We start from the raw sequence: 23,534 nt of genomic DNA, 5'->3' as shown, positions 1-23,534 counted from the left end.
GCGCGCGGTCTTCCGGTGCGGTCCCCGGCCTGGCCGCGGGGCCGTGAGCCGGTCCGGGGAAGTGGCGCGTCACCAGCCGCGACGCGCCCTTTTCCGGTCTTGTCCGGCTTTCTGTGTGAGCATCGGTCCCATGGTGACCGAAGACGAGGTGCGCGCCCTCGCCCTGGCGCTCCCCGAGACCGCCGAGAAGCCCATGTACGGCACGCCCGCCTTCTACGTGCGCGGCAGGTGGTTCGCCCGGATCACGCAGGAGGACGGCGTGCTCGCCGTGCCGGTGGGCGGCGTGGAGCTCAAGCACGAGCTGATCGCCGCCGTCCCCGGCACGTTCTTCTCCACGCCCCACTACGACGGGCACGCCGTGGTGCTGGTGCGCCTGGCGACCGTGGCGGCCGGCGAGCTGGCCGAGCTGCTGACCGACGCCTGGCGGCTGCGCGCGCCGAAGAGGATCGCGGCGGCCTTCGACGGTTAGGGTCCGGCCTGCGGGCGACGGCGCGTACGGCGTAGGCTGGGCGCGTCCGCACAGGGCGAGGGCCGCCCGCGGAGGAGAGAGAGGCGAGCCGACGTTGCGAGCAGAAGGCGTCACCACGAAGACCCCGGCGGTGCGCACCGCCGTCGTGTGGGGCGCGTTGCGGTCGGTGCTGGCCGAGCGTGCCGAGGCCGTCGGCCGGGCCACGCTCGACATCGTCGACGCCGGCGGGGGCACCGGCGGGTTCGCCGTGCCGCTGGCCGAGCTCGGCCACACCGTCACCGTCGTCGACCCCAGCCCCGACTCGCTGGCCGCGCTGGAGCGCCGGGCCAAGGAGAAGGGCGTGGGCGTGCGCGGCCTGCAGGGCGACACCGCCGACCTCGGCGACCTGCTCGACCGCGACAGCGCCGACCTGGTCCTGTGCCACAGCGTCCTGGAGTACGTCGACGACCCCACCGGCGCGCTGGCCGCCGTCGCCGGGCTGCTGCGCCCGGGTGGCGCCGTCAGCGTGCTGGCCGCCAACCCCGTGGCCAGCGCGATCCACCGGGCGCTGGCCGGGCAGTTCGACGAGGCCAGGGCCGTGCTGGCCGACCCGCGCGGCACGTGGGGCGACCGCGACCCCACGCCGCGGCGTTTCACCGCCGAGACCCTGGCGCAGCTGCTGACCGCCACGGGCTTCACCGTCGGCGCGGTCCACGGCGTGCGGGTCTTCGCCGACCTGGTGCCCAGCCGGCTCGTCGACGGCGAGCCCGGCGCGGCCGACGCGCTCGTGGCGCTGGAGCAGGCCGCCGCCGTCCACCCCGTGCTGCGGGACGTCGCCACCCAGGTGCACGTCCTCGGCCACCGCCCCTAGTCTGGAACGTCTGTTCGGATAGACTCGCAGGCGTGTCCCGCAAGCAGATCACAGGCATCGGCCCCGCGCCGCGGACCGGGGTCGATGACAGCGGCTGCCCGATTCTCCACGTCGACATGGACGCCTTCTTCGCCAGCGTCGAGCTGCTGGAACGGCCGGAGCTGCGGGGCCGCCCGGTGATCGTCGGCTCGCCGGCCGGGCGCGGCGTCGTGCTCAGCGCCACCTACGAGGCCAGGGCGTTCGGCGTCCACTCGGCGATGCCGATGAGCAGGGCGCGCCGGTTGTGCCCGCAGGCCACGATCATCCCGCCCAGCCACGGCAAGTACTCCGAGGTCTCCCGGGGCGTCATGGAGATCTTCCACTCGATCACCCCGCTGGTCGAGCCGATCGCCTCCGACGAGGCGTTCCTCGACGTCGGCGGCGCCCGGCGGCGGCTCGGCCCGCCCGCGGCGATCGCCGCCATGATCAGGGAGCAGGTCCTCGACCGCTACGGCATCACCTGCTCGGTGGGGGTGGCCTCCAGCAAATTCGTCGCAAAGCTGGCCTCCAAGCAGTGCAAGCCCGACGGCCTGCTGGTGGTGCCCGAAGGGCAGGTGGTCGACTTCCTCCACCCGCTGCCGGTCGCGGCGTTGTGGGGCGTGGGGGAGCGCACCGAGCAGTCCCTCGTCCGGCTCGGCATCCGCACCGTCGGCGACCTGGCCAGGGTGCCGCTGGGCACGCTCCAGCGCGAGCTCGGGCAGGCCGTCGGCGGCCACCTGGCGACGCTGGCCTGGGGGCGCGACGAGCGTCCGGTGACCGCGCACGTGCCCGACAAGAGCATCGGCAACGAGGAGACCTTCGCGGCCGACGTCGACGACCCCGAGGTGATCCGGCGCGAGCTGCTGCGCCTGGCCGAGCGCGTGGCGGCCCGGATGCGTAAGGGCGGACACGTGGGCAGAACTGTAAGTGTGAAGCTGCGCCGGGCCGATTTCACCACGATCACCAGGTCGCGCACCCTGCGGGAGCCGACCGACGTGGCCCAGGTGATCTACGCCACCGCCTGCGAGCTGTTCCAGGCCGCCGGTCTCCAGCGGGTGCGCCTGCGCCTGGTCGGGGTCCGGATGGAGAACCTGCGCCCGGCCGGCGAGGCCACCCATCAGCTCGGTCTGGGCGAGCGCGAGACCGGCTGGCGCGAGGCCGAACAGGCGATGGACAAGGCGATCCGGAGATTTGGCCCCGATGCGGTGCTCCCAGCGTCGCTGGTACGTGGCAAGCTTGATGAAATAGAGACATGACGCCCATGTCCTACTTGATCGGCCAGTCGGGTAGGAGAAGGATGTCGCGATTTTGGGGGAAGGGGTGCGAGATGGTCCACAATGGAGCCATGACGTCACCTCCGGTTTGGTCTGCGTTGGACGTTTGCTTTCGCCTACGTCTACAGCCTCGTATTCTGGGGATAACCGACCGCGAGGTTCGGACACCCCGTGTCGTCCGTTGCCGTCTTCCCCGTCCTGGGGCTGTCCTTGGGAGGCGCCGTGCCGCTCTCTGAGCACGAGCAGCGCTTGCTCGACCAGATCGAGCAGGCCCTCTACGCCGAGGACCCGAAGTGGGCCAACACCGTAAGGATCAGTGACCCGCGCAGCCATTACAAGCGTCGCCTGATCAAAGCCTCCATCGGCTTTGCGCTCGGCGTCGTGATCATGATGGTCGGCGTGGTCATGAGTCAGATCCCGCTCGGCGTCGGCGGTTTCGTGGTCATGCTCGCCGCGTGTCTGTGGGGTCTGTCCAGCTGGAAGCGCATGAACGGGTTCGGCGACTCGCCGCCGGCCCCGGGCGCGGGCGCTACGGGCAGGCAGCCCCGGCGCGCCAACCGGGGCACCTTCATGGAGCGCATGGAGGAGCGCTGGCGCCGTCGTCACGACGAGCGCTGACCTCCTCGCCGGTCCCGGATCTTCCGCCCTACGCGAACGTGCGGCCGTTCCCCCTCCGGGGAGCGACCGCACGCTCGGTCCTGGGCAGGCGGCTCAGGCGCCCTTGTGGGCCGCCGTCCGCCGCAGCCTGATGTTCTCCAGCAGGTCGAAGCCGTCCAGCAGGCGCTCGCCCAGCGCCCGCAGCCGCCGCAGCGTCGAGGGCGGCAGCAGCACCGCCCGCATCCGCCGTCCCCGCGACACCGTCGCCGCCAGGGCCTGCCGCACCTTGCGCAGGTCCTTTCTCATGGGCCCGATCGTGCCCGGGTCCCTGGCGAACAGCACCCGCTCGACCGTCGTCGCGATGGCCGTCATGGCGGCCGCCGACTCGGCGTCGAACTCGTACTGCCGGCTCAGCCGCCGGGCCAGGGCCCGCGGGGTCTCGCTGGCGCCGCGGGTCATGCCGTAGTCGCACAGCACGTCGTCCAGCTCGGCCCAGACGGCCGCGATCGACGGGTGGTGGGCGGTCGCGATCCTGGCCGTCAGGTCGTCGGCCGGTTGCGAGACCTTCCAGCCCAGTGCGCGCACCCGCCGGTTCCTGGTGAGCAGCCGCAGCGCCGCCGGGACCAGCAGGAGCAGCAGCAACGCGCCCGCGCCGATGCCGATCTTGCCGATCAGCGGCATCGAGTCGTCCGGCGGCAGGCCGCCCGTGGCGATCAGGCCCTCACGGTCGAGCTCGCGCGGGTTGCGCCGGGTGGAGGGGTTGATCGGGTCGTCGGCGCCGGACTCGGTCGCGCCGCTGCTCGGCGAGGTGGACGGGGACGTCGAAGGCGCCGGCGGGACCGTGTAGTCCGGCACCCGCGCGCTGCCCTGCCCCAGCGACCCGGACGGCGTCGGCTCGAACGGCAGCCAGCCCACGCCCTCGAAGTACAGCTCGGGCCAGGAGTGCGAGTCGCCGGTCGTGACCGTCCAGTTGTCGCCGGCCTTCGTGCCGCCGGTGTAGCCGATCGCCACCCGCGACGGGATGCCGACGATCCTGGCCAGCACCGCCATCGAGGCCGCGAACTGCTCGCAGTAGCCCGTGCGGTCGCGCAGCAGGAAGTCCCGCAGCGCGGAGTTGCCGTGGCCCTGCGTCCGCAGGTCGTAGCGGAAGTCGCCATCCTTGGTGAAGAACTGCTGGAGCTTGACCGCCGCCTCGTAGTTGGAGTTGGTCTGCGCCGTCAGCGAACGCGCCAGCCGGACGATCTCCGGCGGCAGGTTGTCCGGCAGCTTCAGGTAACGCCGGTCCACGCTCGGCTGGACGCCCTCCAGCGACTCCAGCAGCTCCGGCGTGGCGGCCGGCTCGCTGGTGGCGACCTCGTACTCCAGGCCGGCCGCCTCGTCGGGGATGGAGAAGACCATCAGCGTGCCCACGTCGGCGCGCCAGTCGCCGTCCACCCGGATCTGCCGCGGCGGGTACGGCAGCGGCAGGAACTGCAGCCGCTCGATCTCGTCGCTCATCCGGATCCTGGTGACGACGTTGCTGACCTTCGTGCTCGCGCTCAGCCCCGGAGGCGGCGGCAGCGGGCCGTTCTCCGTCCTGTTGTCCGGCGAGCCCTTCGGCTCGGTCATGCCGAACTGCTGGCCGTCGAAGGTGTCCAGCGCGTAGATCCGCAGGTACCTGGGCTTGTTGTCGTTGTTGTTGTAGGTGAGCACCACGCGCCGCTCGGGCAGTTCGAGCTGCCCCCGCAGGCTCGCGATCGGGCTCGCGATGCTGATCGAATTGCCCTTGCCGCCGCCCCGGCCGCCCACGCCGAACTGGAAGAAGGAGACCGGCTCCATCACCGGCAGCGCGGCGGGCAGGAGCACGGCCAGCGCGATGGCGGCGAACCCGATGCGCTTGCCCGACAGCCGCAGTCCGCTGGTGTCGGCCCTGGCCCCGCCGGTGTCCGGACGCGGCCCGGTCGCCGCCCTGGTCCGGCGGACGAGCACCGCCCGTCCCCAGTGGCCCACCCGCTCGCGCCCGTCGGCGATCAGCAGGCTGACGAAGCCGAGCGCGGCGATGATGAAGGCGGGCCAGCTGATCGGCTCGGCCAGGATCGTCGCCGGGACCGTGGCCAGCGCCAGCAGCGGCAGCCCGGCCAGCGCCGCCCGCCGCAGCCGCGCGGCGAGCAGGTCCACGGCGATCGCGATGACGCCCACGCCGCCCGCGGTCAGCAGCGTGATGCCGTCCGTGGACGGCACGGGCGCGGCGTAGCGCTGGATGTCGGCCCAGCCGACCCCGAGCAGCCGGCCCAGCTCCCACACCGACTCCTTGGTCGGGATCACCAGCGCCCACGCCTTGCCGGAGGCGAAGACCACGGTCAGGAAGATCCATAACGCGGCCAGCCCGGCGAGCGGCGCGGCCCAGGCGGGCAGCGACAGGCGGGAGCCGATCACCCCGGCGGCCATCACGGCCAGCACCGCGCCGAGCGACGTCCAGAACCAGGCGCCGCCCTGGAAGAGCGGATAGAGCAGGATCGCCGCGGTGAACGCGGCCACACCCGAGGCGGCCGTCAGCCTCATGCCGCACCTCCTGTGGGGTTGAGCACGTACCTGCCGCGGTTGGCGGCGTCCGGCCAGACCGAGGCGATGGAGGTGCCGGCGGGCAGGCGGACGATCCGCCAGCCGTAACCGGCCAGGACGCCCTGAACGGCGTCGAAGTTCTCGTGCGAGCCCCGGCCGGCGCCCTCCCAGGTGCCGGCGTCGAGCAGGACCGCGACACCGGTGACGCCGCTGTGCCGCAGCCTGGCCAGCTCCCTGGCCTCCTCGGGGTCGAGCGCGCCGAGCACGGCCACGATCAGGCCGTCGCCGCCGCCCTGGCGCAGGGCCGAGACGCCCATCTCCAGCGAGCGGGCCGAGCTGTGCCGCACCACGGCGAGCGTGTCCAGCAGCGAGTAGCTGAGCCCCTGGTCGGTCAGGTGCTCGGCGCCCTGGTCGGTCACCAGCCGCAGGCCCAGACCCTCGTGGGCGAGGTGCACGCCGATCGAGGCCGCGGCCGAGACCGCCACCTCGAAGGAGGAGCGCGGGCCCTCGCCGCGGTGGGCGTGCCTGCGGGTGTCCAGCAGGAGCGCGCCGCGGCTCTGCCACTGCTGCTCCTCGCGGCGCACCATCAGCTCGCCGTGCCGGGCGGTCGAGCGCCAGTGCACCCGGCGCAGGTCGTCGCCCTGCCGGTACTCGCGCGGCGCCACGTCGTCGTCGCCGGCCGCGGCCACGCTCCTGGTGCGGCTGTCGCCGCCGCCCGTCCACTCGCCCGACAGCCGTACGTGCGGCAACGCCACCACCTGCGGCGTCACCACGAGCGTGTCGCTGATCGTGAACGCCCGCGTCAGCTCCACCAGCCCGAACGGGTCGGCGATGCGTACCGACAGCGGCCCGATCGTGTACCTGCCGCGCAGGTCGGACCGGACCCGGTAGTCGATCTCACGCACGCCCTTGGACTCCACCCGGTCGAGCACGAACCGCGGCCGCACGCCCAGCGCGTACGGCACGGTGTCCTCGATCAGCAGCAGCCCGGTCGGCAGCCTGGTCACGTTCTCCAGGCGCAACGTCACCGTGGCCTCCCCGCCCACCTCCGCCCTGGGCGGGTCCAGCCTCCGCGCGCAGCTCAGCCGGTACCTGGTACGTGCCACCACCAGCGCGGCCAGCAGCGGCAGCGCCGTGACCAGCACGCCGATCCTGAACAGGTCGTTCTCGCCGAGGATCAGCGCCATCAGCAGCGCCGCGATCCCCGAGGCCAGGAACGACCTGCCGCGGGAGGTCAGCGCCCGCAGTCCGGCCCTCACGACGCTCGCGTCTCCGGCACCGGCACACGCCTGACGAGGTCGGTCACCACCTGCTCGGGCAGACGGCGCTGGCCCTGGGCCTCGACGCTGGGCAGCAGCCGGTGCGCCAGCACGGGCACGGCCAGGTCCTGCAGGTCGTCGGGGATGACGTAGTCGCGTCCGGCCAGCGCCGCGTGCGCCCTGGCCGCGCGGACGAGCTGCAGCGTGGACCGGGGGGAGGCGCCCAGCCGCAGGTCGGGGGAGTGCCGGGTGGCCACGACGAGGTCGATGGCGTACTTCTTGACCGGCTGCGAGACGTACACGCCGCGCACGGCCTCGATCAGGGCGCGCACCTCGGCGGTCGTGGCGACCGGCTCCAGCTTGTCCAGCGGCGAGGTGCTGCCGTGCACGTCGAGCATCTCCAGCTCGGCGGTCGGCTCCGGGTAGCCCATGGCGACCCGGGCGGTGAAGCGGTCGCGCTGGGCCTCGGGGAGGGGATAGGTGCCCTCCATCTCGATGGGGTTCTGGGTGGCGATCACCATGAAGGGGGCGTCCAGGGGGTACGTCACGCCGTCCACGGTGACCTGGTGCTCCTCCATGCACTCCAGCAACGCCGACTGCGTCTTGGGGGAGGCGCGGTTGATCTCGTCGCCCACGACGATGTTGGCGAACACCGGCCCGGGCTTGAACTCGAACTCACGCGTCTGCTGGTTGTAGGCGCTGACCCCGGTGATGTCACTGGGCAACAGGTCGGGCGTGAACTGCACGCGGCGCACCGGGCAGTCGATGGACCGCGCCAGAGCCTTGGCGAGCATCGTCTTGCCGACCCCCGGCACGTCCTCGATCAAAAGGTGGCCCTCGGCGAGCAGGACGGTCAGCGTGAGACGGACGGCGTCGCTCTTTCCCTCGATCACCGACTCGATGGCCTGCCGAATTCGGTGGGCGGTGGAGACCAGCTCGTCAAGCTGGGGAGGGACGTCATGGGTTAGTGCCACCAGGCCTCCATAGTGCGACGGCTGTCCCGCACGGTGCCATTACGGGAGCCATGCCATTCCTTTTCCATTGTCTGTACGACCCTACGACGCTGCGGGTTCTTGAGCGACATTTGTGGATATTCCAGGGAACCCCGCTGATGTTCCTGTTCTTGTCGCATAGCAGTGCGAATCCCGTGACACTGACCCCCTTGGCCGCCCCACTTTCCTCCACCCCCGCCTTCGCGCCCACCGCGAGCCCCTATACCGCCGGTCTTTCCAACCCTCGACACGCCCATGAGGGTTGGCCCGCCCCCCGGCGCCCCCCACCCTCGCTCCACCGCTCTGACCTGCGGTAACGCAACGGAAACTGATGATGAAGACGGTTCGAATCAGTTGACGGTGGGGAGAAGTGGAGTATGGTGGTGCGCAGTGGAGGGCCCGGTGCACCAGCGCTGAGCGCTTCGCTGAGGCACGGGAGGTGGCGCCGATGTTCCTCGGCACCCATCAACCGCGTCTTGACGACAAGGGACGGCTGTTCCTGCCGGCTAAGTACCGTGAGGAGCTGGCGGAGGGTCTTGTGATCACCAAAGGCCAGGAGCGATGCCTCTACGTCTTTCCAGTAGAGGAGTTCCAGCGCATAACCGAGGCTCTCAGCACCGCCCCGGTCACCGCCAAGGCGGTGCGTGACTACAGCCGCGTCTTCTTCGCAAGCGCGTCCGACGAGAAACCAGACAAGCAGGGACGCGTCACGATCCCGCAGAGCCTGCGTCAATACGCCGGCCTGGAGCGTGACTGCGTCGTCATCGGGGCCAACACCCGGTTGGAGATCTGGGACTCGCAGGCTTGGGACACCTATCTCAACGCGCAGGAGCAGGCGTTCGCCGATCTGTCGGAGGAGGTGCTGCCAGGGATCTTGTAGTGACCACGGTCGATCCGTCGGTGATGTCGTTCGGCGAGGTCTCCACCCGCAACCACTGCCTGCCAACTGATGCACCTTCCCCGGTGTCAGAGGGCGGGCGTCCACGAAGAGGGTGCGGATGGGGACCTGGCCGGACGGCGCCGGGTGGGGACCCAGGAATGACTGACGATTGACCGATACGCGTCATCCGCGAGCAGGACGCGAGAGGGGGGTTGGAGATGGACGACAACGTAGGCACGGGCGGTCACGTTCCGGTGATGCTCGAGCGCGTACTGGAGCTGCTGGGCCCGGCGCTGTCGGGGCCGGAGCCGGTCGTCGTCGACGCCAATCTCGGGCTCGGCGGCCACTCCGAGGCCCTGCTCGCCGCGTTCCCGTCCCTGCACCTGATCGGGATCGACCGCGACCCGTTCGCGATCGACTTCTCCACCCGCAGGCTCGCCCCCTACGCCGGCCGCACCACCCTGGTCCACGCCTCCTCGGGCGACCTGGCCCAGATCGTCGCCGAGGCCGGGCATCCCACGGTCCACGGCGTGCTGTTCGACCTCGGCGTCTCCTCGCCGCAGCTCGACGAGGCCGAACGCGGCTTCGCCTACTCCTACGATGCCCCGCTCGACATGCGCATGGACACCGAGCAGGAGCTGACGGCCGAGCGGGTGGTCAACACCTATCCGGCCGCCGACCTGGCACGAATCCTGCGCGACTACGGCGAGGAACGTTTCGCGCCGAGGGTCGCGGGGCTTATCGTCAAGGAACGCGCCAAGGAGCCCATCACCTCCACCAAGAGACTCGCCGACATCGTGCGCGACGCGATCCCCGCGGCGACCAGGCGCACCGGCGGCAACCCCGCCAAGAGGACTTTCCAGGCGCTGCGCATCGAGGTCAACGCGGAGCTGTCCGCCCTGGAGGCGGCGCTGCCCGCGGCGCTCGACGCGCTGGCGCTGGGTGGGCGGGTCGTCGTGCTCTCCTACCACTCCCTTGAGGACCGGCTCACCAAGCAGGCCCTCACGGCGCGAACCAAGGACACCAGCCCGCCAGGGCTGCCCGTCCCGCTACCGGCACACCAGCCGAGGTTCCGCCTGCTGACGAGGGGAGCCGAGCTCCCCAGCGATGAAGAGCTCGCCCGCAACCCGCGGGCGGCCTCGGCCCGGCTACGGGCGGCAGAGAGGATCCGCGTTGACGATTGAGCAGGAGACCGGCCGGGTCGCGCCCGTCCGCCGCGCCATGCCCAAGCCGGGCACGCGCAGGCCGGGCGTCTCGCACCAGACCAAGCCGCGGCCCCGTCCTGACACCGGCGACCGGCGGCCGGCGGCCGCGCGTCCCGGCGAGAGCGCCGCGCCCGCGCGCCGTCCCGCCGCGCGGCGGCCCTCGACCAAGCGGCAGCGGGCGCCGTTCGTGCTGCTCGTCGTCGGGTTGATGTGCGGTGGGCTGGTGAGCCTGCTGCTGCTCAACATCATGCTCAACCGCGACGCCATCACCGACGCCAAGCTGCGCGAGGAGATCGCGGTTGCCCAGCAGGAGGCGGAAGCGCTCCGGCTGGAGTACGAGCGCAAGATGCAGCCCCAGGACATCGCGGGCCGCGCCGAGGCACAGGGCTACCACCCGGACAAGAACCTGCGGACATGGGACAAGGGCGAGCCGAGTGACCAGGCGGTCCCGGAGCGGTGAGGGATTCAGGCGGCAGGGGACAGGGTCCCGGCCGCGGCGCTGGCGGCGCCGGCTCTCCTGGAGGGCCCGGCGCCGCTCGTCGTACGCCGGGCGGTCCTGGGCGGGCAGGGCGAGGGGGATCTGCCCGTTCTGACGGGGCGGGCCGCCCGGGGGCGCCGGACGACTCGCCGCGCAAGCGTCCCCCCGACCCGTTCGACCTGCCGTTCGACGACGACCTGAGGGGCCGCCGGCCCCACGACCCCGACGACGACGCGCGCGGCAGCGCCCGCCGCGACTCCGCGGGCGGCTCCCGCGGCCGGCAGCGCCGCGACGACGGCGACCGCGCCCGGCCCCGCGACGACGAGGAGGGCACCCGCTCGCGCCGCGACCCGGGCGACGGCCCACGCCGCCGTCCGCGCGACGACTCCCGCGACGATTCCCGCAACCGCGCCGCCTCCCAGGGGCGCGACGACGACGACCGCCCGCGCGGGCGCACCCCGCAGAGCCGCGACGGCGACGACCGTCCGCGTGGCCGTGCCGCCCAGGGACGGGACGAGAGCGACCGGGCGCGCGGGCGCGCGTCCCAGGGGCGCGGCGACGGCGCCAGGGACAGGGCGCCGCAGGAGGGGGCGCGCCGTCGCGGCGACGGCCCCGCCCCCGACCAGGCCCGCGGCTCAAGATCCGACCAGGGGCGCGGCTCCCGGCCCGACCCGGCGCGCGGCTCGCGATCCGACCAAGGACGCGGCTCGCGGTCCGACCCGGCGCGCGGCTCAGGATCCGACCAAGGACGTGGCTCGCGATCCGAGGCGGCGCGGCCCGGCTCGGGGCCGGGCCAGAGCCGGAGCTCCCGGCCCGACCAGGGGCGCGGCGGCAGGCCCGACCAGACCCGCGGTCCCAGGGCCGGTCAGGCGCGCGGTCCGGCGTCCGGCCAGGCGCGCGCCTCCGGGCTGGACCAGGCGCGCGGGCGTGAGCGCGGCATGCTGCGCCGCGGCGCGGACGTGCCGCCCCCCAGGGGCCCGCGCCGCCCGCCGCCCACCCCGCCGCGGCCCCCGCTGGTGCTGCGCCTGGGCAGCCCGCGCCGGCGCATCAACATCGGCCTGATCGGCATGACGTTCATCCTGTCGATCTTCGCCGGCCGGCTGATCCAGATGCAGGGCCTCGACTCCAAGGTCTACGAGGCCGCCGCCGTCGGCCAGCGCCAGCACGTCGAGGAGATCCCCGCCAAGCGCGGCACGATCACCGACGTCAACGGCAACGCGCTGGCCCGTACGTCGGAGGCCCGCGAGGTGTCCATCGACCCCTCCAAGGTCCCCGCGGACGTCCGCGCCAACGTCGCCGCGATCCTGGCCAGGCAGCTCGGCAAGACCGTGGAGGAGATGACCGCCAAGCTGTCCAGGACCGGCAGCCGCTACCAGCTCCTGGCCCGGGACGTCGACCCGGTCGTGGCCACCCGCCTGCTCCAGGCCCGCGTGCCCGCCCTCAGCACGAAGAAGACCTACCGCCGCGACTACCTGGCCGGCGACCTGGCCGGCAGCCTCATCGGCTTCGTCGGCGACGAGGGCAACGGCCTGGGCGGCATGGAACAGGCCAAGAACACGATCCTGGCCGGCCGCGACGGCAAGCAGCGCGTCGAGACCGGCCGCGACGGCCTGCGCATCCCCATGACCAGCAGCGAGCGCACCGCGCCCGTCAACGGCCAGGACGTGCGGCTCACCATCGACCGCGACATCCAGTGGGCCGCCCAGAAGGCGGTCGCCGATCAGGTGCGCGAGTCGGGCGCGAGCAGCGGCGCGGTCATCGTCATGGACGTGAAGACCGCCCAGATCATCGCCATGGCCAACGCGCCCGAGCTCGACCTGGGCAACTGGCGCAAGGCCCCCGCGTCCTCCTACGTCAACAAGGCCGCCGCGGACGTGTTCGAGCCCGGCAGCACCAACAAGGTGATCACCGCCGCCGCCGCGCTGGAGGCCAAGGAGGTCACCCCCGACACGGTGTTCCAGGTGCCCGACAACATCAGGTGCGCCGACCGGGTGCTGCGCGACGCCCACGCCCACAAGCCCGAGGCGATGACCTTCCGGCAGGCCATGGCGCAGTCCAGCAACGTCGCCACGATCATGGCCGCCCGCAAGGTCGGCAGCGAGCGCCTGTACGCGATGCTCAGGGCGTTCGGGTTCGGCACCACCCCGGCGGGCGGCGTGCCCAACGCCGAGGCGGGCCTGCTGCCCAACTACAAGAACTGGTCGGGCAGCCAGAGCTGCACGGTCGCCTACGGCCAGGGCGTGTCGGTGACCGCCCTGCAGACCGCCAGCGTCTACCAGACCATCGCCAACGGCGGCGTCCGCGTCGATCCGCAGATCGTGGCGGGCACCACCGACGCGTCCGGCAGGTTCGTCCCGGCTCCCGCGGGCAGGCAGACCAGAGTGGTGAGCGAGACGACGGCCAAGGAGATCACGACGATGCTGGAGACCGCGGTGAGCGCCGAGGGCACCGGCGCGCTGGCCGCCATCCCCGGCTACCGGGTGGCGGGCAAGACCGGCACCGCCGACCGCTACGACGCCGAGCTGGGCCGCTACGACGGTTACACGGCCTCCTTCGCCGGGTTCGCGCCCGCGGACGCGCCCCGGCTGGTGGTGCTCTCGGTGCTCCAGAACCCCAAGAACGGCCATTTCGGCGGCCAGCTCGCGGCCCCCGTGTTCAAGGATGTGATGACGTTCGCCATCAAGAGCAGGAAGATTCCTCCCACAGGCTCGGACGCGCCGCCGGTGCGTACGCGCGCGGGACAGTGAGCAGGGAAGGTACGCTCTCGCCGTGCGTCCCCCGTCGTCTATGCGTCCCAAGACCAGCCCGCCCCGTCCGCTGACCGGGCTCGCGACCATGCTCGACGCCGATTCCGGCACGTCGAGGTCGCCCCATGCCGCCCTGACCGGCGTCACCATCGATTCCCGCGCCGTGCAGCGCGGCGATCTCTACGTGGCGCTGCCGGGCAACCGCGTGCACGGCGCGACCTTCGCCGCCGAGGCGATGGCGCGCGGAGCCGTGGCCGTCCTCACCGACCCGGCCGGGCGGGAGGCCGCCGTGGCCACCGGCCTGCCGGTGCTGATCGTGCCCGATCCGCGCGCGCTGCTCGGGCAGGTCTCCTCCTGGGTCTACGGCCAGCCGGCCCACGACGTCCAGGTCATCGGGGTGACCGGCACGAGCGGCAAGTCCACCACCACCTTCATGGTGGAGGCCGGCCTGCGGGCGGCCGGCCACACGACGGGCCTGGTCGGCGGCGTCGAGATCGCCGCCGGAGACCTCCGCTTCGAGCCCACGCTGACCACGCCGGAGGCCCCGCAGCTGCACGCCCTGTTCGCGCTGATGCGCGAGCAGGGGGTCACCGCGGCCACCATGGAGGTCTCCAGCCACGCGCTGGCGCTCGGCCGGGTCGACGGCATCTTCTACGACGTCGCCCTGTTCACCAACCTCTCCCAGGACCACCTCGACTTCCACAAGGACTTCGAGGACTACTTCGCCACCAAGGCCAGGCTGTTCCAGCCCGAGCTGAGCCGCGTCGGCGTGACCAACATCGACGACCCGCACGGCCGGGAGCTGCTGCACCGGGCCAAGGTGCCGATGACCACGTTCTCGGCGCTCGGCGACCCGGAGGCGGAGTGGCGGGCGCTGGAGGTCCGGCTCGGCGCCGACGGCAGCGCGTTCCGGGTGGCCGGTCCCGGCGGGGTCGAGGCCGACGCGCAGATCTCGCTGCCCGGCCCCTTCAACGTCGCCAACGCGCTCGGCGCGATCGTCTGCCTGGTGGAGTCGGGGGTGCCGCTCCAGACCGCCGTGCACGGCGTGGGCAGCCTCACCGGGGTGCCCGGGCGCATGCAGCGCATCACCTCCGCCGAGGAGGAGTTCCAGGCGCTCGTGGACTACTCCCACAAGCCGGGCGCCGTGGAGTCGGTGCTGCGCTCGCTGCGGGAGGTGACCGCGGGCACGCTGACCATCGTGCTGGGCTGCGGCGGCGACCGCGACACCGGCAAACGCCCGATCATGGGCGAGATCGCCGCCCGGCTGGCCGATGTGGCGATTTTCACCAACGACAACCCGCGCTCGGAGGATCCGCTCGCCATCCTGGCCGCGATGATGGAGGGAGCGCTCGGCGTTCCGCCCCGCGACCGCGCCCATGTGATCATTGAGCCCGACCGCGCGGCCGCGATCGACCTGGCCGTCGGCCGGGCCGGCCGCGGCGACGTGATCGTCGTCGCGGGCAAGGGTCACGAGCAGGGCCAGTACGTCTCTGGCGAAGTGATCCCGTTCGACGACCGCGAAGTGGTCGCCGAAGCGATCGACGCACGCAAGGAAAGCAGGAAGCACCGATGATCCCGTTGCCGCTGGCCAGGATCGCCGAGATAACCTCGGGCGCCCTGTCGGGCATGGCAGACCCCCGCGCCGTGGTGCGCGGGCCCGTAGTGATCGACTCACGCGCGGTGGAGCCGGGATCGCTGTTCGTCGCCCTCGCCGGCGAGCGGGTCGACGGCCACGACTACGCCGCGCAGGCGATCCGGGCCGGAGCGGTCGCCGTCCTGGCCTCCAGGCCGGTCGACGCGCCGGCGGTGATCGTCCCCGACGCCGCGGTCGCGCTGGCCGAGCTGGCCGCCGCGCAGGCCGCCGCGCTGCCGCAGGCCACCGTGATCGGCGTGACCGGCTCGGCGGGCAAGACCAGCACCAAAGACCTGCTGGCCAGGCTGGCCGGCCGGATGGGCCCGACCATCGCGCCCGTCGGCAGCTTCAACAACGAGCTGGGCCACCCGCTGACCGTGCTGCGCGCCGACGTCGACACCCGGTTCATGGTGCTCGAACTGGCCGCCCGCAACATCGGCCACATCAAGGACCTCACCCGCATCGCGCCGCCGACGATCGGCGTCGTGCTCAACGTCGGCACCGCGCACCTCGGCGTGTTCGGCGGCAAGGAGGCCATCGCCAAGGCCAAGGGCGAGCTGGTGGAGGCGCTGCCGCGCACCGGGGTGGCGGTGCTCAACGCCGACGACCCGCTGGTGTCGCAGATGGCCTCGCGCACCGACGCGCGCGTCACGTACTTCGGGCGCGGCGAGGACGCGGCCATCAGGGCCGAGCAGGAGACGGTCGACGGGCGCGGGCGGGCCTCGTTCACGTTGCGCACCCCGTCCGGGGCCGCGCCGGTCACGCTCCAGCTCTACGGCGCCCACGCCGTGGAGAACGCCCTGGCCGCCGCCGCCGCGGCCTACGAGCTGGGCCTGCCGGTCGCCACGATCGCCGAGGAGCTGTCGGAGGCCACGCCGCGCAGCCGCTGGCGCATGGAGGTCACCGACCGGCCCGACGGCGTCACGGTGGTCAACGACGCCTACAACGCCAACCCCGACTCGATGCGGGCCGCGTTCGACATGTTCGGCGTGATGGGGCAGGAGCGGCGGCGGTTCGCGGTCATCGCGGCGCTGCGCGAGCTGGGCGAGGAGAGCGCGGCGCTCAACGCCGAACTGGGGCGGCTGGCGGGCGGTTCGGGCCTGACGGGCCTGGTCGTCGTCGGTCCCGACGCGGGCCCGGTGCTGGAGGGCGCGAACGAGGCGGCCTCGGCCGCCGCGGGACCGCCAGGTGGCGGAGGGCCATATGCTCCCCAGATGACCCGGATCGTACATGTCCCAGATGCCGAGGCAGCGGCGGCCGCCCTGGCCGGCCTGCTGCGCCCCGGCGACGCGGTGCTCGTCAAGGGCCCCCGCGCGATGGGCCTGGAACGCACGGCGGAGCTCCTTCTCGGAGGTGCCGCTCAGTGATCAACATCGTCATCGCCGGCGCGGTGGGCCTCGTCCTGTCGATGCTGGGGACCCCCTTGGCGATCAGGCTGTTCTCGCGGCGCGGCTACGGCCAGGAGATCCGCGAGGAGGGAGTGCAGGCCCACCTGGGCAAGCGCGGCACCCCCACCATGGGCGGCATCGTGTTCGTGCTGGCCGCGCTGCTGGCCTACGGCGGCTCCCACCTGGCCACGCTGTCGCCGCCGACGGTGTCGGGCATGCTCGTGCTGTTCCTGATGACCGGCCTCGGCGCGGTCGGCTTCCTCGACGACTTCATCAAGATCTACAAGCAGCGCAGCCTGGGCCTGCGCAGCGGCGCCAAGGCCCTCGGCCAGCTCGTCGTCGGCGCCGTGTTCGCCGTGCTGATCACCCGCCAGCCCAACGTCTACGGCATCACCCCCGCCGAGACCCGGCTGTCGTTCCTGCGCGACATCGGCCCCTCGATCGGCATCGTCGGCTTCACCATCTGGGTGCTGTTCATGATCGTCGGGTTCTCCAACGCCGTGAACCTCACCGACGGCCTCGACGGCCTGGCCAGCGGCGCGACCGGCGTCGTGCTCGGCGCGTACGTGCTGATCGGCAACTGGCAGCTCCGCAACAACTGCATCGACCAGCTCGGGCCCAACTGCTACTGGGTGCGCGACCCGCTCGACCTGTCGGTGGTGGCCGCGGCCGTGCTGGGGGCGCTGGTCGGGTTCCTGTGGTGGAACGCCCCGCCGGCGAAGATCTTCATGGGCGACACCGGCTCGCTGGCCCTGGGCGGCGTGCTGGCCGGCCTGGCCATCGCCACCCGCACGCAGCTCCTGCTGATCATTCTGGCCGGCCTGTGCGTGATCATCACGGCGTCCGTCATCATCCAGGTCGGGTTCTTCAAGATGACCGGGAAACGGGTGTTCAGAATGGCGCCGCTGCAGCACCACTTCGAGCTGAAGGGCTGGGCCGAGACCACGATCGTGGTGCGGTTCTGGCTCATCGCCGGGCTCTGCGCGGCGCTCGGGCTCGGGCTGTTCTACGTCGAGTGGATGCCCAAGCCATGACGTTGACGTGCGTGGCCGGGCTCGGCGTCTCGGGCACCGCGGTGGCCGGGGCGCTGGCCGGACGCGGCGAGCGGGTCGTGGTCGTGGAGGCCGTGGAGGGCGAGCGGCAGCTGACCGCCGCGGCCGAGCTGGCCCGCGCCGGGGTCGAGACCAGGTTCGGCGAGATGGTGCTGCCCGAGGGCACGACCAGGCTCGTCACCACCGGCTGGGCCCCGCACCACCCGCTGGTCGCCGCCGCGCTGGCGGCCGGCGTCGAGGTCGTCGGCGAGGTGGAGCTGGCCTGGCGGCTGCGCCCGCCGCACGCCGCCCCCTGGCTCGCGCTGACCGGCACCAACGGCAAGACCACGGCCGTGCGCATGCTCACCTCGATCCTCCAGGCCGCCGGGCTCGACGCCCTGGCCGTTGGGAACGTGGGCGTCCCGGTCGTCCGCGCCGTCGCCGAGCCGTACGACGCCCTGGCCGTCGAGCTGTCCAGCTTCCAGCTCCACTGGTCCAGCACCCTGGCCCCGCACGCCGCGGCGATCCTCAACATCGCCCCCGACCACCTCGACTGGCACGGCTCCATGGCCGAGTACGCCGCCGCCAAGGGCCGCATCTACGAACGCGCCGGCACCGTCATCTACAACGCCGACGACCCCGAGTGCGCCCGCCTGGCCGAGCCCTACGAGGGGGCCGTCGGCTTCACGCTGCGGGCCCCGCGCAGCGGCCAGATCGGCGTGGTCGAAGACCTGCTGGTCGACCGGGCGTTCGTGGCGGACCCGGTCGAGGCGGCGGAAGAGCTGGCCACGTTCGCCGACATCCGGCCCCTGGCCCCCCACAACGTGGCCAACGCCCTGGCCGCCGCCGCCCTGGCCCGCTCGCTCGGCGTGCCGTCCGAGGCCGTACGGCTGGGCCTGCGCGCCTTCAAGCCCGACCCCCACCGCCTGTCCCACGTCGACCGGGTCGGCGACGTCGACTACGTCGACGACTCCAAGGCCACCAACCCGCACGCCGCCGCGGCCGCGCTGAGCGCCTACCCGTCGATCGTGTGGGTGGCGGGCGGTCAGCTCAAGGGCGCCGACGTCGACGACCTGGTCCGGCGGGCCGCGCCCCGCCTGCGCGGCGCGGTGCTGCTGGGCGCCGACCGCGCGGCGATCGCCGAAGCACTCGCGCGACACGCGCCGAATGTCCCCGTCGTGGACATCCCGGGCCAAGACACTGGTGTGATGGACACCGTCGTCACCGAAGCCGCGCGGCTGGCCTCCCCCGGGGACACCGTGCTGCTCTCCCCAGCGGGCGCCTCGCTCGACATGTTCCCCGGCTATCCGGCACGAGGGGAGGCCTTCGCCCGTGCCGTCCACGAGCTGAGGCGGCGGCGTGAGCAGTAGCACCGGCACCGCCGGCGCCCGCCCGGCCGCTGGCGAGTCCACCCGGTCCAAGGCCCAGGAGGGCCCGGCGAGCTGGGTCCGCGAGCAGCGCGCCGTGCTGAAGGAACTGCTCGACAAGCCGCTGACGACCTACTACCTGATCATCATGTGCAGCGCGCTGCTGCTCGCGCTCGGGCTCATGATGGTGCTGTCGGCCTCCGCGATCGAGGCCCAGCAGAAGACCGGCAACCCGTTCTCGTGGTTCATCAAGCAGTCGTTGTCGGCCGGCGTCGGCGTGCCCGTGATGTACGCCTGCTCGCGCCTGCCGCCGAAGTTCTTCCGCTGGGCGGGCTACCCGCTCATGGCGCTGGCGGTGCTGGCGCTGGTCATGGTGCTGTTCATCGGCGAGTCCGAGCTGGGCGCGCAGCGGTGGATCTACCTCGGCCCGTTCACCCTCCAGCCGTCCGAGCCGGCCAAGCTGGCGCTCGTGCTGTGGGGGGCCGACCTGCTGGCCAGACGGGCCAGGCAGGGCCGGATCGAGTGGCGGCAGATGCTGATCCCGCTCATGCCAGGCACCGCGATCCTGGTCGTCATGGTCCTGCTCGGCCGCGACCTCGGCACCACCCTCGTGCTCTTCATGATCTTCCTGGCGCTGCTGTGGGTGGTGGGGGCGCCGATCAAGCTGTTCGGCGGCATCCTGGCGCTGGCGGTGCTGGCCGCGGCCATCATGATCAAGGTGGAGCCGTACCGGATGAAGCGCATCGGGGCCTTCCTCGACCCGTGGGCCGACGCCCAGGGCGCCGGCTACCAGGCCGTGCAGGGGCAGATCGCGATGGGCTCGGGCGGCTGGTTCGGGCTCGGCCTGGGCAGCAGCCGCCAGAAGTGGAGCTGGCTGCCCCACGGCGAGAGCGACTTCATCTTCGCCATCCTCGGCGAGGAGCTCGGACTGATGGGCACGCTGATGGTGGTGGCGCTGTTCGGCCTGCTCGGCTACGCGGGGCTGCGGGTCGCGATCCGCGTCAACGACGGCTTCGTCCGCCTGGCCGCGGCCGCCATGGTGGCCTGGATCGTCGGGCAGGCGGCCGTCAACATGGGCGCCGTGCTCGGCGTCCTGCCCATCACCGGCATCCCGCTGCCGCTGGTCTCCTACGGCGGGTCGTCCCTGCTCCCCACGCTCGCCGCGCTGGGCATCCTGCTGTCGTTCGCCAAACGCGAGCCCGGCGCGCGCGAAGCCTTGGCCGCGCGTGGCCCCGGACCCGCCGCACGGGGCCTAAGCTGGCTTGGCCTGGGGGGTACGTCCAGAGGCCGAGTGAGACGTTAGGGAGTGACCGAGATGAGGGTGGTCCTCGCCGGTGGGGGGACGGCCGGGCACATCGAGCCCGCGCTCGCCCTTGCGGACGCGCTGCGCCATCTTGACCGGAGCGTCGGCATCACCTGCGTGGGCACCGAGCGCGGCCTGGAGACGCGGCTCGTGCCCGCCAGGGGCTACGATCTCGAACTGGTGCCGGCCGTGCCGCTGCCCAGGGCGATCACCCCGAGCCTGCTGACCGTGCCGGGCCGGCTGGCCGGGGCGATCAACGCCGTGTCGGGCGTCCTCGACCGGGTCGGCGCCGACATCCTGGTCGGGTTCGGCGGCTACGTCGCCACGCCCGCCTACCTGGCGGCCAAGCGCAAGGGCCTGCCGATCGTCGTCCACGAGGCCAATCCCCGTCCCGGCCTGGCCAACCGGCTGGGCGCCCGGCTGACCGACCACGTCTTCACCGGCTTCCCCGACGCCGCGCTGCCCAAGGCCGAGTTCATCGGCACCCCGCTGCGCCGCGAGATCGTCACGCTCGACCGGCTGTCCACCGGCGACAAGGCGCGCTCCTGGTTCGGGCTGGAGAACGACCGGCCCACGCTGCTGGTGTTCGGCGGCTCGCAGGGCGCCAGGTCGCTCAACCAGGCCGCGCTGGCCGCCGCGCCGGTGCTGCGCCGGGCCGGCATCCAGGTGCTCCACGTGCTCGGGCTGAACAACACCGTCGAGCACGAGCCGCCGCCCGGCGACCCCCAGTACGTGCTGCTGCCCTACGTCGACCGCATGGACCTCGCCTACGCCGCCGCCGACGTCGCGCTGTGCCGCAGCGGGGCCCTGACCTGCGCCGAGCTGACGGCCGTGGGGTTGCCGGCCGCGTACGTGCCGCTGCCGCACGGCAACGGCGAGCAGACCGTCAACGCCGAGCGCGTCGTGCGCGGCGGCGGCGGCCTGATGGTCGACGACTCCGACCTGTCACCCGATTGGATCATCCAGAACGTGCTGCCCATGCTCCACGACCCCGAACGGGTCGCCGTCATGTCGGAGGCCGCCTCCCGGCTGGGGCGCAAGGACGCCGATATCATGCTTGCCAGGAAAGTGTTGGAGATAGCCCGATGAGTCTCGTCAAGCTGGTCGATCCCGTAGCCGTCGAAGACCTCGGCCGCGTGCACTTCATCGGCATCGGCGGCGCGGGCATGTCGGGCATCGCCCGCATCCTGCTCAAGCGCGGCGTCCGCGTCACCGGAAGCGACGCGCGCAGCTCCGAGCTGGTGACCGAGCTGCGCGAGCTGGGCGCGACCGTGCACATCGGGCACGCCGCCTCCCACATCAGGGACGTCGACACCGTGGTCGTCTCCACCGCCATCCGCGACTCCAACCCCGAGCTGGGCGAGGCGCTCAAGCAGGGCCTGCGGATCATCCCGCGGGCCGCCGCGCTGGCCTCGGTGATGGCCGGCCGCACCGGCGTGGCCATCGCCGGCACCCACGGCAAGACCACCACCACCTCCATGCTCACCGTGGCGCTGCAGAAGTGCGGCGCCGAGCCGTCCTACTGCGTGGGCGGCCAGCTCGTCACCACCGGGCTGGGCGCCGACGAGGGCGCGGGCCGGGTGTTCGTGGCCGAGGCCGACGAGAGCGACGGCTCCTTCCTCATGCTGGCCCCCGACATCGCCGTGGTGACCAACGTCGAGGCCGACCACCTCGACAACTACGGCGACCCGCGCGCGGTGCACGACAGCTTCGCCCGTTTCGCCGACCGGGTGGGCTCGCTGCTCATCGTCTGCGCCGACGACCCGGGCGCCGCCGAGCTGGTCGGGCGGGCGCGCGAGCGCGGGCTGCGGGTCAGGACCTACGGCGAGCAGGGCGAGGACTACCGGGTGACCGGCGTGCGTCCCGACGGTTTCGGCACGGTGTTCTCCATCGAGGGCAGGGGAGACGTGCGGCTGGCCGTCCCAGGGGCGCACAACGCGCTCAACGCCACCGCCGCCATCGCCGTGGCCGACGAGCTGGGGCTGACGTTCGAGGACATCAGAGACGGCCTGGCGGCCTTCACGGGGGCCAAGCGGCGCTTCGAGGCCAAGGGCGAGGCGGGCGGCGTCGCGGTGTTCGACAGCTACGCCCACCACCCGACCGAGCTGGCCGCCGACCTGCGAGCCGCGCGCGACGTCGTGGCCTCCTACTCGGGCACCGGCCGGGTCATCGCGATCTTCCAGCCCCACCTGTACTCGCGCACCCGGTTCTTCGCCGACGAGTTCGGCGCCGCCCTCGCGCTGGCCGACGAGGTCATCGTCCTCGACGTCTACGGCGCGCGGGAGGATCCCGAGCCGGGCGTGTCCGGCGCGATGGTGGCCGGGCGCGTGCCGCTGCCCGCCGAGCGGGTGGCCTACGCCCCCGACCGGGCGGCGGTGCCCGACCTGGTGGCCGGGCGGGCGCGGCCGGGTGACATCGTGCTCACGATGGGGGCGGGCGACGTGACGGAGCTCGGGCCGCAGCTCGTGGCGCGCCTGTCCTGAGCCGTACGGGCGTGGCGGGCGGGCGCCGGACGGCCCGGCGGCGTACGTTCGAAGCCGGCGTGCGAGGAGGGCGATGAAGGCGCGTAACGCGTTCCTGGTGCTGTTGACGGCGGGGGTGGTCGGCTCGGCCGCCTGGCTGGTGTTCTTCTCGCCGGTGCTGGGCGTGCGGTCGATCGAGATCGTGGGAAATCTCACAGTGACCAGCGAGCACATCAAGCAGCAGGCCGCCGTCCCCGACCTGCATCCGCTGGCCACGGTCGACCTGGCCGACGTCCAGGCGCGCGTGCTCGGCATCCGGCAGCTCGCGACGGCGAAGGTCGACCGGGTGTGGCCGGGCACGCTCAGGATCGAGGTGGTCGAGCGCGAGCCGGTCGCGGTGATCCCCGCGGGCGGCCGGTTCGCGGTGGTCGACAAGCAGGGCGTGGTGATCGAGGTCAAGGACACGTCGCCGTTCATGCTGCCGTTGCTCAAGGTCGACCGGCCGGCCGCGGGCGACCCGGCCACCATGGCGGCGCTCCAGGTCGTCCAGGCGTTGCCGCCGGTGGTGGCGGGCAAGGTCCGGCAGGTGCGCGCCGCCTCGGCCGAGGGCGTGACGCTGGAGCTGTCCGACGGCCGTACCGTCCTGTGGGGCGGGGCCGACAGGCCGCAGGAGAAAGGCCGCATCCTGGTCTCGCTCCTGAGCCGCAAGGCCACCCTGTACGACGTCAGCTCTCCCGACGTCGTCACCTTGAAGTGATCACGAGTGTCAGGGTCTGGCAACTCCGTGGCAAGGGCATCGCGTGCCTGTGCGAGGTGGGGGTCGCGGCGTGAGAGCCTGTAGATCGGAGCTTCGGCAGAGGAAGGCCCCGACCAGGCGCGACTCCGGAGCGAATCGGACAGCCCGCGACACGCCGGACGTGCTTGCGGCGCGGTTAGTTGACCCGCCTGGTAGGGGCCTCCTACTGTCCGTATCAATCCTCAGGTTGACATAAATCTAAATCTCAACCTGAGGTTGAGAGTTACGAAACTGAGAAAAAGCG

General features: G+C 72.6%; 19 protein-coding genes. 16 read left to right on the top strand and 3 right to left on the bottom strand.

Annotation, left to right across the window (positions count from 1 at the left end):
* Window positions 1–130: 130 nt before the first annotated feature.
* From AB0J46_RS15315 to AB0J46_RS15300, 4 genes are all read left to right on the top strand, one after another.
* Entirely contained in the window at window positions 131–469 is a 339-nt protein-coding gene (locus AB0J46_RS15315; RefSeq protein ID WP_364331455.1) for an MmcQ/YjbR family DNA-binding protein, read from the top strand.
* A 94-nt stretch (window positions 470–563) separates the two neighbouring features.
* The gene (locus AB0J46_RS15310; RefSeq protein WP_364331452.1) at window positions 564–1,319 is read left to right on the top strand and encodes a methyltransferase domain-containing protein; all 756 of its coding nucleotides are present in this window, start codon (window positions 564–566) and stop codon (window positions 1,317–1,319) included.
* A 32-nt stretch (window positions 1,320–1,351) separates the two neighbouring features.
* Window positions 1,352–2,593, top strand: a complete 1,242-nt coding sequence (gene dinB, locus AB0J46_RS15305) for a DNA polymerase IV (RefSeq protein WP_364331449.1) — start codon at window positions 1,352–1,354, stop codon at window positions 2,591–2,593.
* 240 nt (window positions 2,594–2,833) lie between these two features.
* A complete protein-coding gene (locus AB0J46_RS15300; protein ID WP_364331446.1) occupies window positions 2,834–3,229 on the top strand; it encodes a DUF3040 domain-containing protein in 396 nt (131 codons plus the stop codon).
* Window positions 3,230–3,322: 93 nt separating this feature from the next.
* On the opposite strand, the gene AB0J46_RS15295 is transcribed toward AB0J46_RS15300, so the two are convergent.
* Genes AB0J46_RS15295 through AB0J46_RS15285 form a run of 3 tightly spaced genes read right to left on the bottom strand, consistent with a single transcriptional unit; the run spans window position 3,323 to window position 7,982 of the window.
* Window positions 3,323–5,749: a DUF3488 and transglutaminase-like domain-containing protein gene (locus AB0J46_RS15295; protein ID WP_364331443.1), complete on the bottom strand. Its 2,427-nt coding sequence runs from the start codon at window positions 5,747–5,749 to the stop codon at window positions 3,323–3,325.
* Window positions 5,746–7,008 (bottom strand): DUF58 domain-containing protein, encoded by a 1,263-nt coding sequence (locus tag AB0J46_RS15290; RefSeq protein ID WP_364331440.1) that lies wholly within the window; start codon window positions 7,006–7,008, stop codon window positions 5,746–5,748. Before AB0J46_RS15290 ends, AB0J46_RS15295 begins: the two co-directional genes overlap by 4 nt.
* Window positions 7,005–7,982: a MoxR family ATPase gene (locus AB0J46_RS15285; RefSeq protein WP_352326975.1), complete on the bottom strand. Its 978-nt coding sequence runs from the start codon at window positions 7,980–7,982 to the stop codon at window positions 7,005–7,007. Before AB0J46_RS15285 ends, AB0J46_RS15290 begins: the two co-directional genes overlap by 4 nt.
* 466 nt (window positions 7,983–8,448) lie before the next feature.
* Here AB0J46_RS15285 and mraZ point away from each other — a divergent pair, with 466 nt between their 5' ends.
* The 12 genes from mraZ (at window position 8,449) to AB0J46_RS15225 (ending at window position 23,251) form a co-directional block, all read left to right on the top strand.
* Complete coding sequence (gene mraZ, locus AB0J46_RS15280) at window positions 8,449–8,880, top strand: division/cell wall cluster transcriptional repressor MraZ (RefSeq protein WP_352326976.1); 432 nt, start codon at window positions 8,449–8,451, stop codon at window positions 8,878–8,880.
* A 218-nt stretch (window positions 8,881–9,098) separates the two neighbouring features.
* A complete protein-coding gene (gene rsmH / locus AB0J46_RS15275; RefSeq protein ID WP_364331437.1) occupies window positions 9,099–10,064 on the top strand; it encodes a 16S rRNA (cytosine(1402)-N(4))-methyltransferase RsmH in 966 nt (321 codons plus the stop codon).
* The gene (locus tag AB0J46_RS15270; RefSeq protein ID WP_364331435.1) at window positions 10,054–10,545 is read left to right on the top strand and encodes a hypothetical protein; all 492 of its coding nucleotides are present in this window, start codon (window positions 10,054–10,056) and stop codon (window positions 10,543–10,545) included. The genes rsmH and AB0J46_RS15270 overlap by 11 nt, the downstream gene beginning before the upstream one ends.
* Window positions 10,542–13,310, top strand: coding sequence for a penicillin-binding transpeptidase domain-containing protein (locus AB0J46_RS15265; RefSeq protein ID WP_364331432.1), 2,769 nt, complete (start codon window positions 10,542–10,544; stop codon window positions 13,308–13,310). The genes AB0J46_RS15270 and AB0J46_RS15265 overlap by 4 nt, the downstream gene beginning before the upstream one ends.
* 40 nt (window positions 13,311–13,350) lie before the next feature.
* Window positions 13,351–14,883: a UDP-N-acetylmuramoyl-L-alanyl-D-glutamate--2,6-diaminopimelate ligase gene (locus AB0J46_RS15260; protein ID WP_364332241.1), complete on the top strand. Its 1,533-nt coding sequence runs from the start codon at window positions 13,351–13,353 to the stop codon at window positions 14,881–14,883.
* On the top strand, window positions 14,880–16,310 hold the full coding sequence (gene murF / locus AB0J46_RS15255) for a UDP-N-acetylmuramoyl-tripeptide--D-alanyl-D-alanine ligase (protein WP_364331429.1): 1,431 nt from the start codon (window positions 14,880–14,882) through the stop codon (window positions 16,308–16,310). The genes AB0J46_RS15260 and murF overlap by 4 nt, the downstream gene beginning before the upstream one ends.
* On the top strand, window positions 16,307–17,365 hold the full coding sequence (mraY, locus tag AB0J46_RS15250; RefSeq protein ID WP_352325068.1) for a phospho-N-acetylmuramoyl-pentapeptide-transferase: 1,059 nt from the start codon (window positions 16,307–16,309) through the stop codon (window positions 17,363–17,365). Before murF ends, mraY begins: the two co-directional genes overlap by 4 nt.
* A complete protein-coding gene (gene murD / locus AB0J46_RS15245) occupies window positions 17,362–18,732 on the top strand; it encodes a UDP-N-acetylmuramoyl-L-alanine--D-glutamate ligase (RefSeq protein WP_364331425.1) in 1,371 nt (456 codons plus the stop codon). Before mraY ends, murD begins: the two co-directional genes overlap by 4 nt.
* Window positions 18,722–20,032 carry a putative lipid II flippase FtsW gene (ftsW, locus tag AB0J46_RS15240; protein ID WP_364331422.1) on the top strand — a complete coding sequence of 437 codons (1,311 nt, stop codon included), beginning with the start codon at window positions 18,722–18,724 and terminating at the stop codon, window positions 20,030–20,032. Before murD ends, ftsW begins: the two co-directional genes overlap by 11 nt.
* Window positions 20,033–20,044: 12 nt before the next feature.
* On the top strand, window positions 20,045–21,121 hold the full coding sequence (gene murG, locus AB0J46_RS15235; RefSeq protein ID WP_352358438.1) for an undecaprenyldiphospho-muramoylpentapeptide beta-N-acetylglucosaminyltransferase: 1,077 nt from the start codon (window positions 20,045–20,047) through the stop codon (window positions 21,119–21,121).
* Window positions 21,118–22,515 carry a UDP-N-acetylmuramate--L-alanine ligase gene (gene murC, locus AB0J46_RS15230; protein WP_364331418.1) on the top strand — a complete coding sequence of 466 codons (1,398 nt, stop codon included), beginning with the start codon at window positions 21,118–21,120 and terminating at the stop codon, window positions 22,513–22,515. Before murG ends, murC begins: the two co-directional genes overlap by 4 nt.
* A gap of 73 nt (window positions 22,516–22,588) precedes the next feature.
* Window positions 22,589–23,251 (top strand): FtsQ-type POTRA domain-containing protein, encoded by a 663-nt coding sequence (locus AB0J46_RS15225; RefSeq protein WP_364331415.1) that lies wholly within the window; start codon window positions 22,589–22,591, stop codon window positions 23,249–23,251.
* Window positions 23,252–23,534 lie beyond the last annotated feature (283 nt).

Source organism: Nonomuraea sp. NPDC049758, from assembly GCF_040674635.1.
In the GTDB taxonomy this organism is placed as follows: domain Bacteria; phylum Actinomycetota; class Actinomycetes; order Streptosporangiales; family Streptosporangiaceae; genus Nonomuraea.
The sequence above is the reverse complement of the archived record's forward strand: the minus strand, read 5'-3'. Positions and strand labels throughout refer to the sequence as shown.

Bases quoted from the DNA above. Each gene is read 5' to 3' on its own strand.
- AB0J46_RS15315 (WP_364331455.1), top strand. From the start codon at position 131: ATGGTGACCGAAGACGAGGTGCGCGCCCTCGCCCTGGCGCTCCCCGAG.
- murG (WP_352358438.1), top strand. From the start codon at position 20,045: ATGAGGGTGGTCCTCGCCGGTGGGGGGACGGCCGGGCACATCGAGCCC.
- murC (WP_364331418.1), top strand. From the start codon at position 21,118: ATGAGTCTCGTCAAGCTGGTCGATCCCGTAGCCGTCGAAGACCTCGGC.
- mraZ (WP_352326976.1), top strand. From the start codon at position 8,449: ATGTTCCTCGGCACCCATCAACCGCGTCTTGACGACAAGGGACGGCTG.
- rsmH (WP_364331437.1), top strand. From the start codon at position 9,099: ATGGACGACAACGTAGGCACGGGCGGTCACGTTCCGGTGATGCTCGAG.
- AB0J46_RS15295 (WP_364331443.1), bottom strand. From the start codon at position 5,749: ATGAGGCTGACGGCCGCCTCGGGTGTGGCCGCGTTCACCGCGGCGATC.
- AB0J46_RS15260 (WP_364332241.1), top strand. From the start codon at position 13,351: ATGCGTCCCAAGACCAGCCCGCCCCGTCCGCTGACCGGGCTCGCGACC.
- murF (WP_364331429.1), top strand. From the start codon at position 14,880: ATGATCCCGTTGCCGCTGGCCAGGATCGCCGAGATAACCTCGGGCGCC.
- murD (WP_364331425.1), top strand. From the start codon at position 17,362: ATGACGTTGACGTGCGTGGCCGGGCTCGGCGTCTCGGGCACCGCGGTG.
- AB0J46_RS15225 (WP_364331415.1), top strand. From the start codon at position 22,589: ATGAAGGCGCGTAACGCGTTCCTGGTGCTGTTGACGGCGGGGGTGGTC.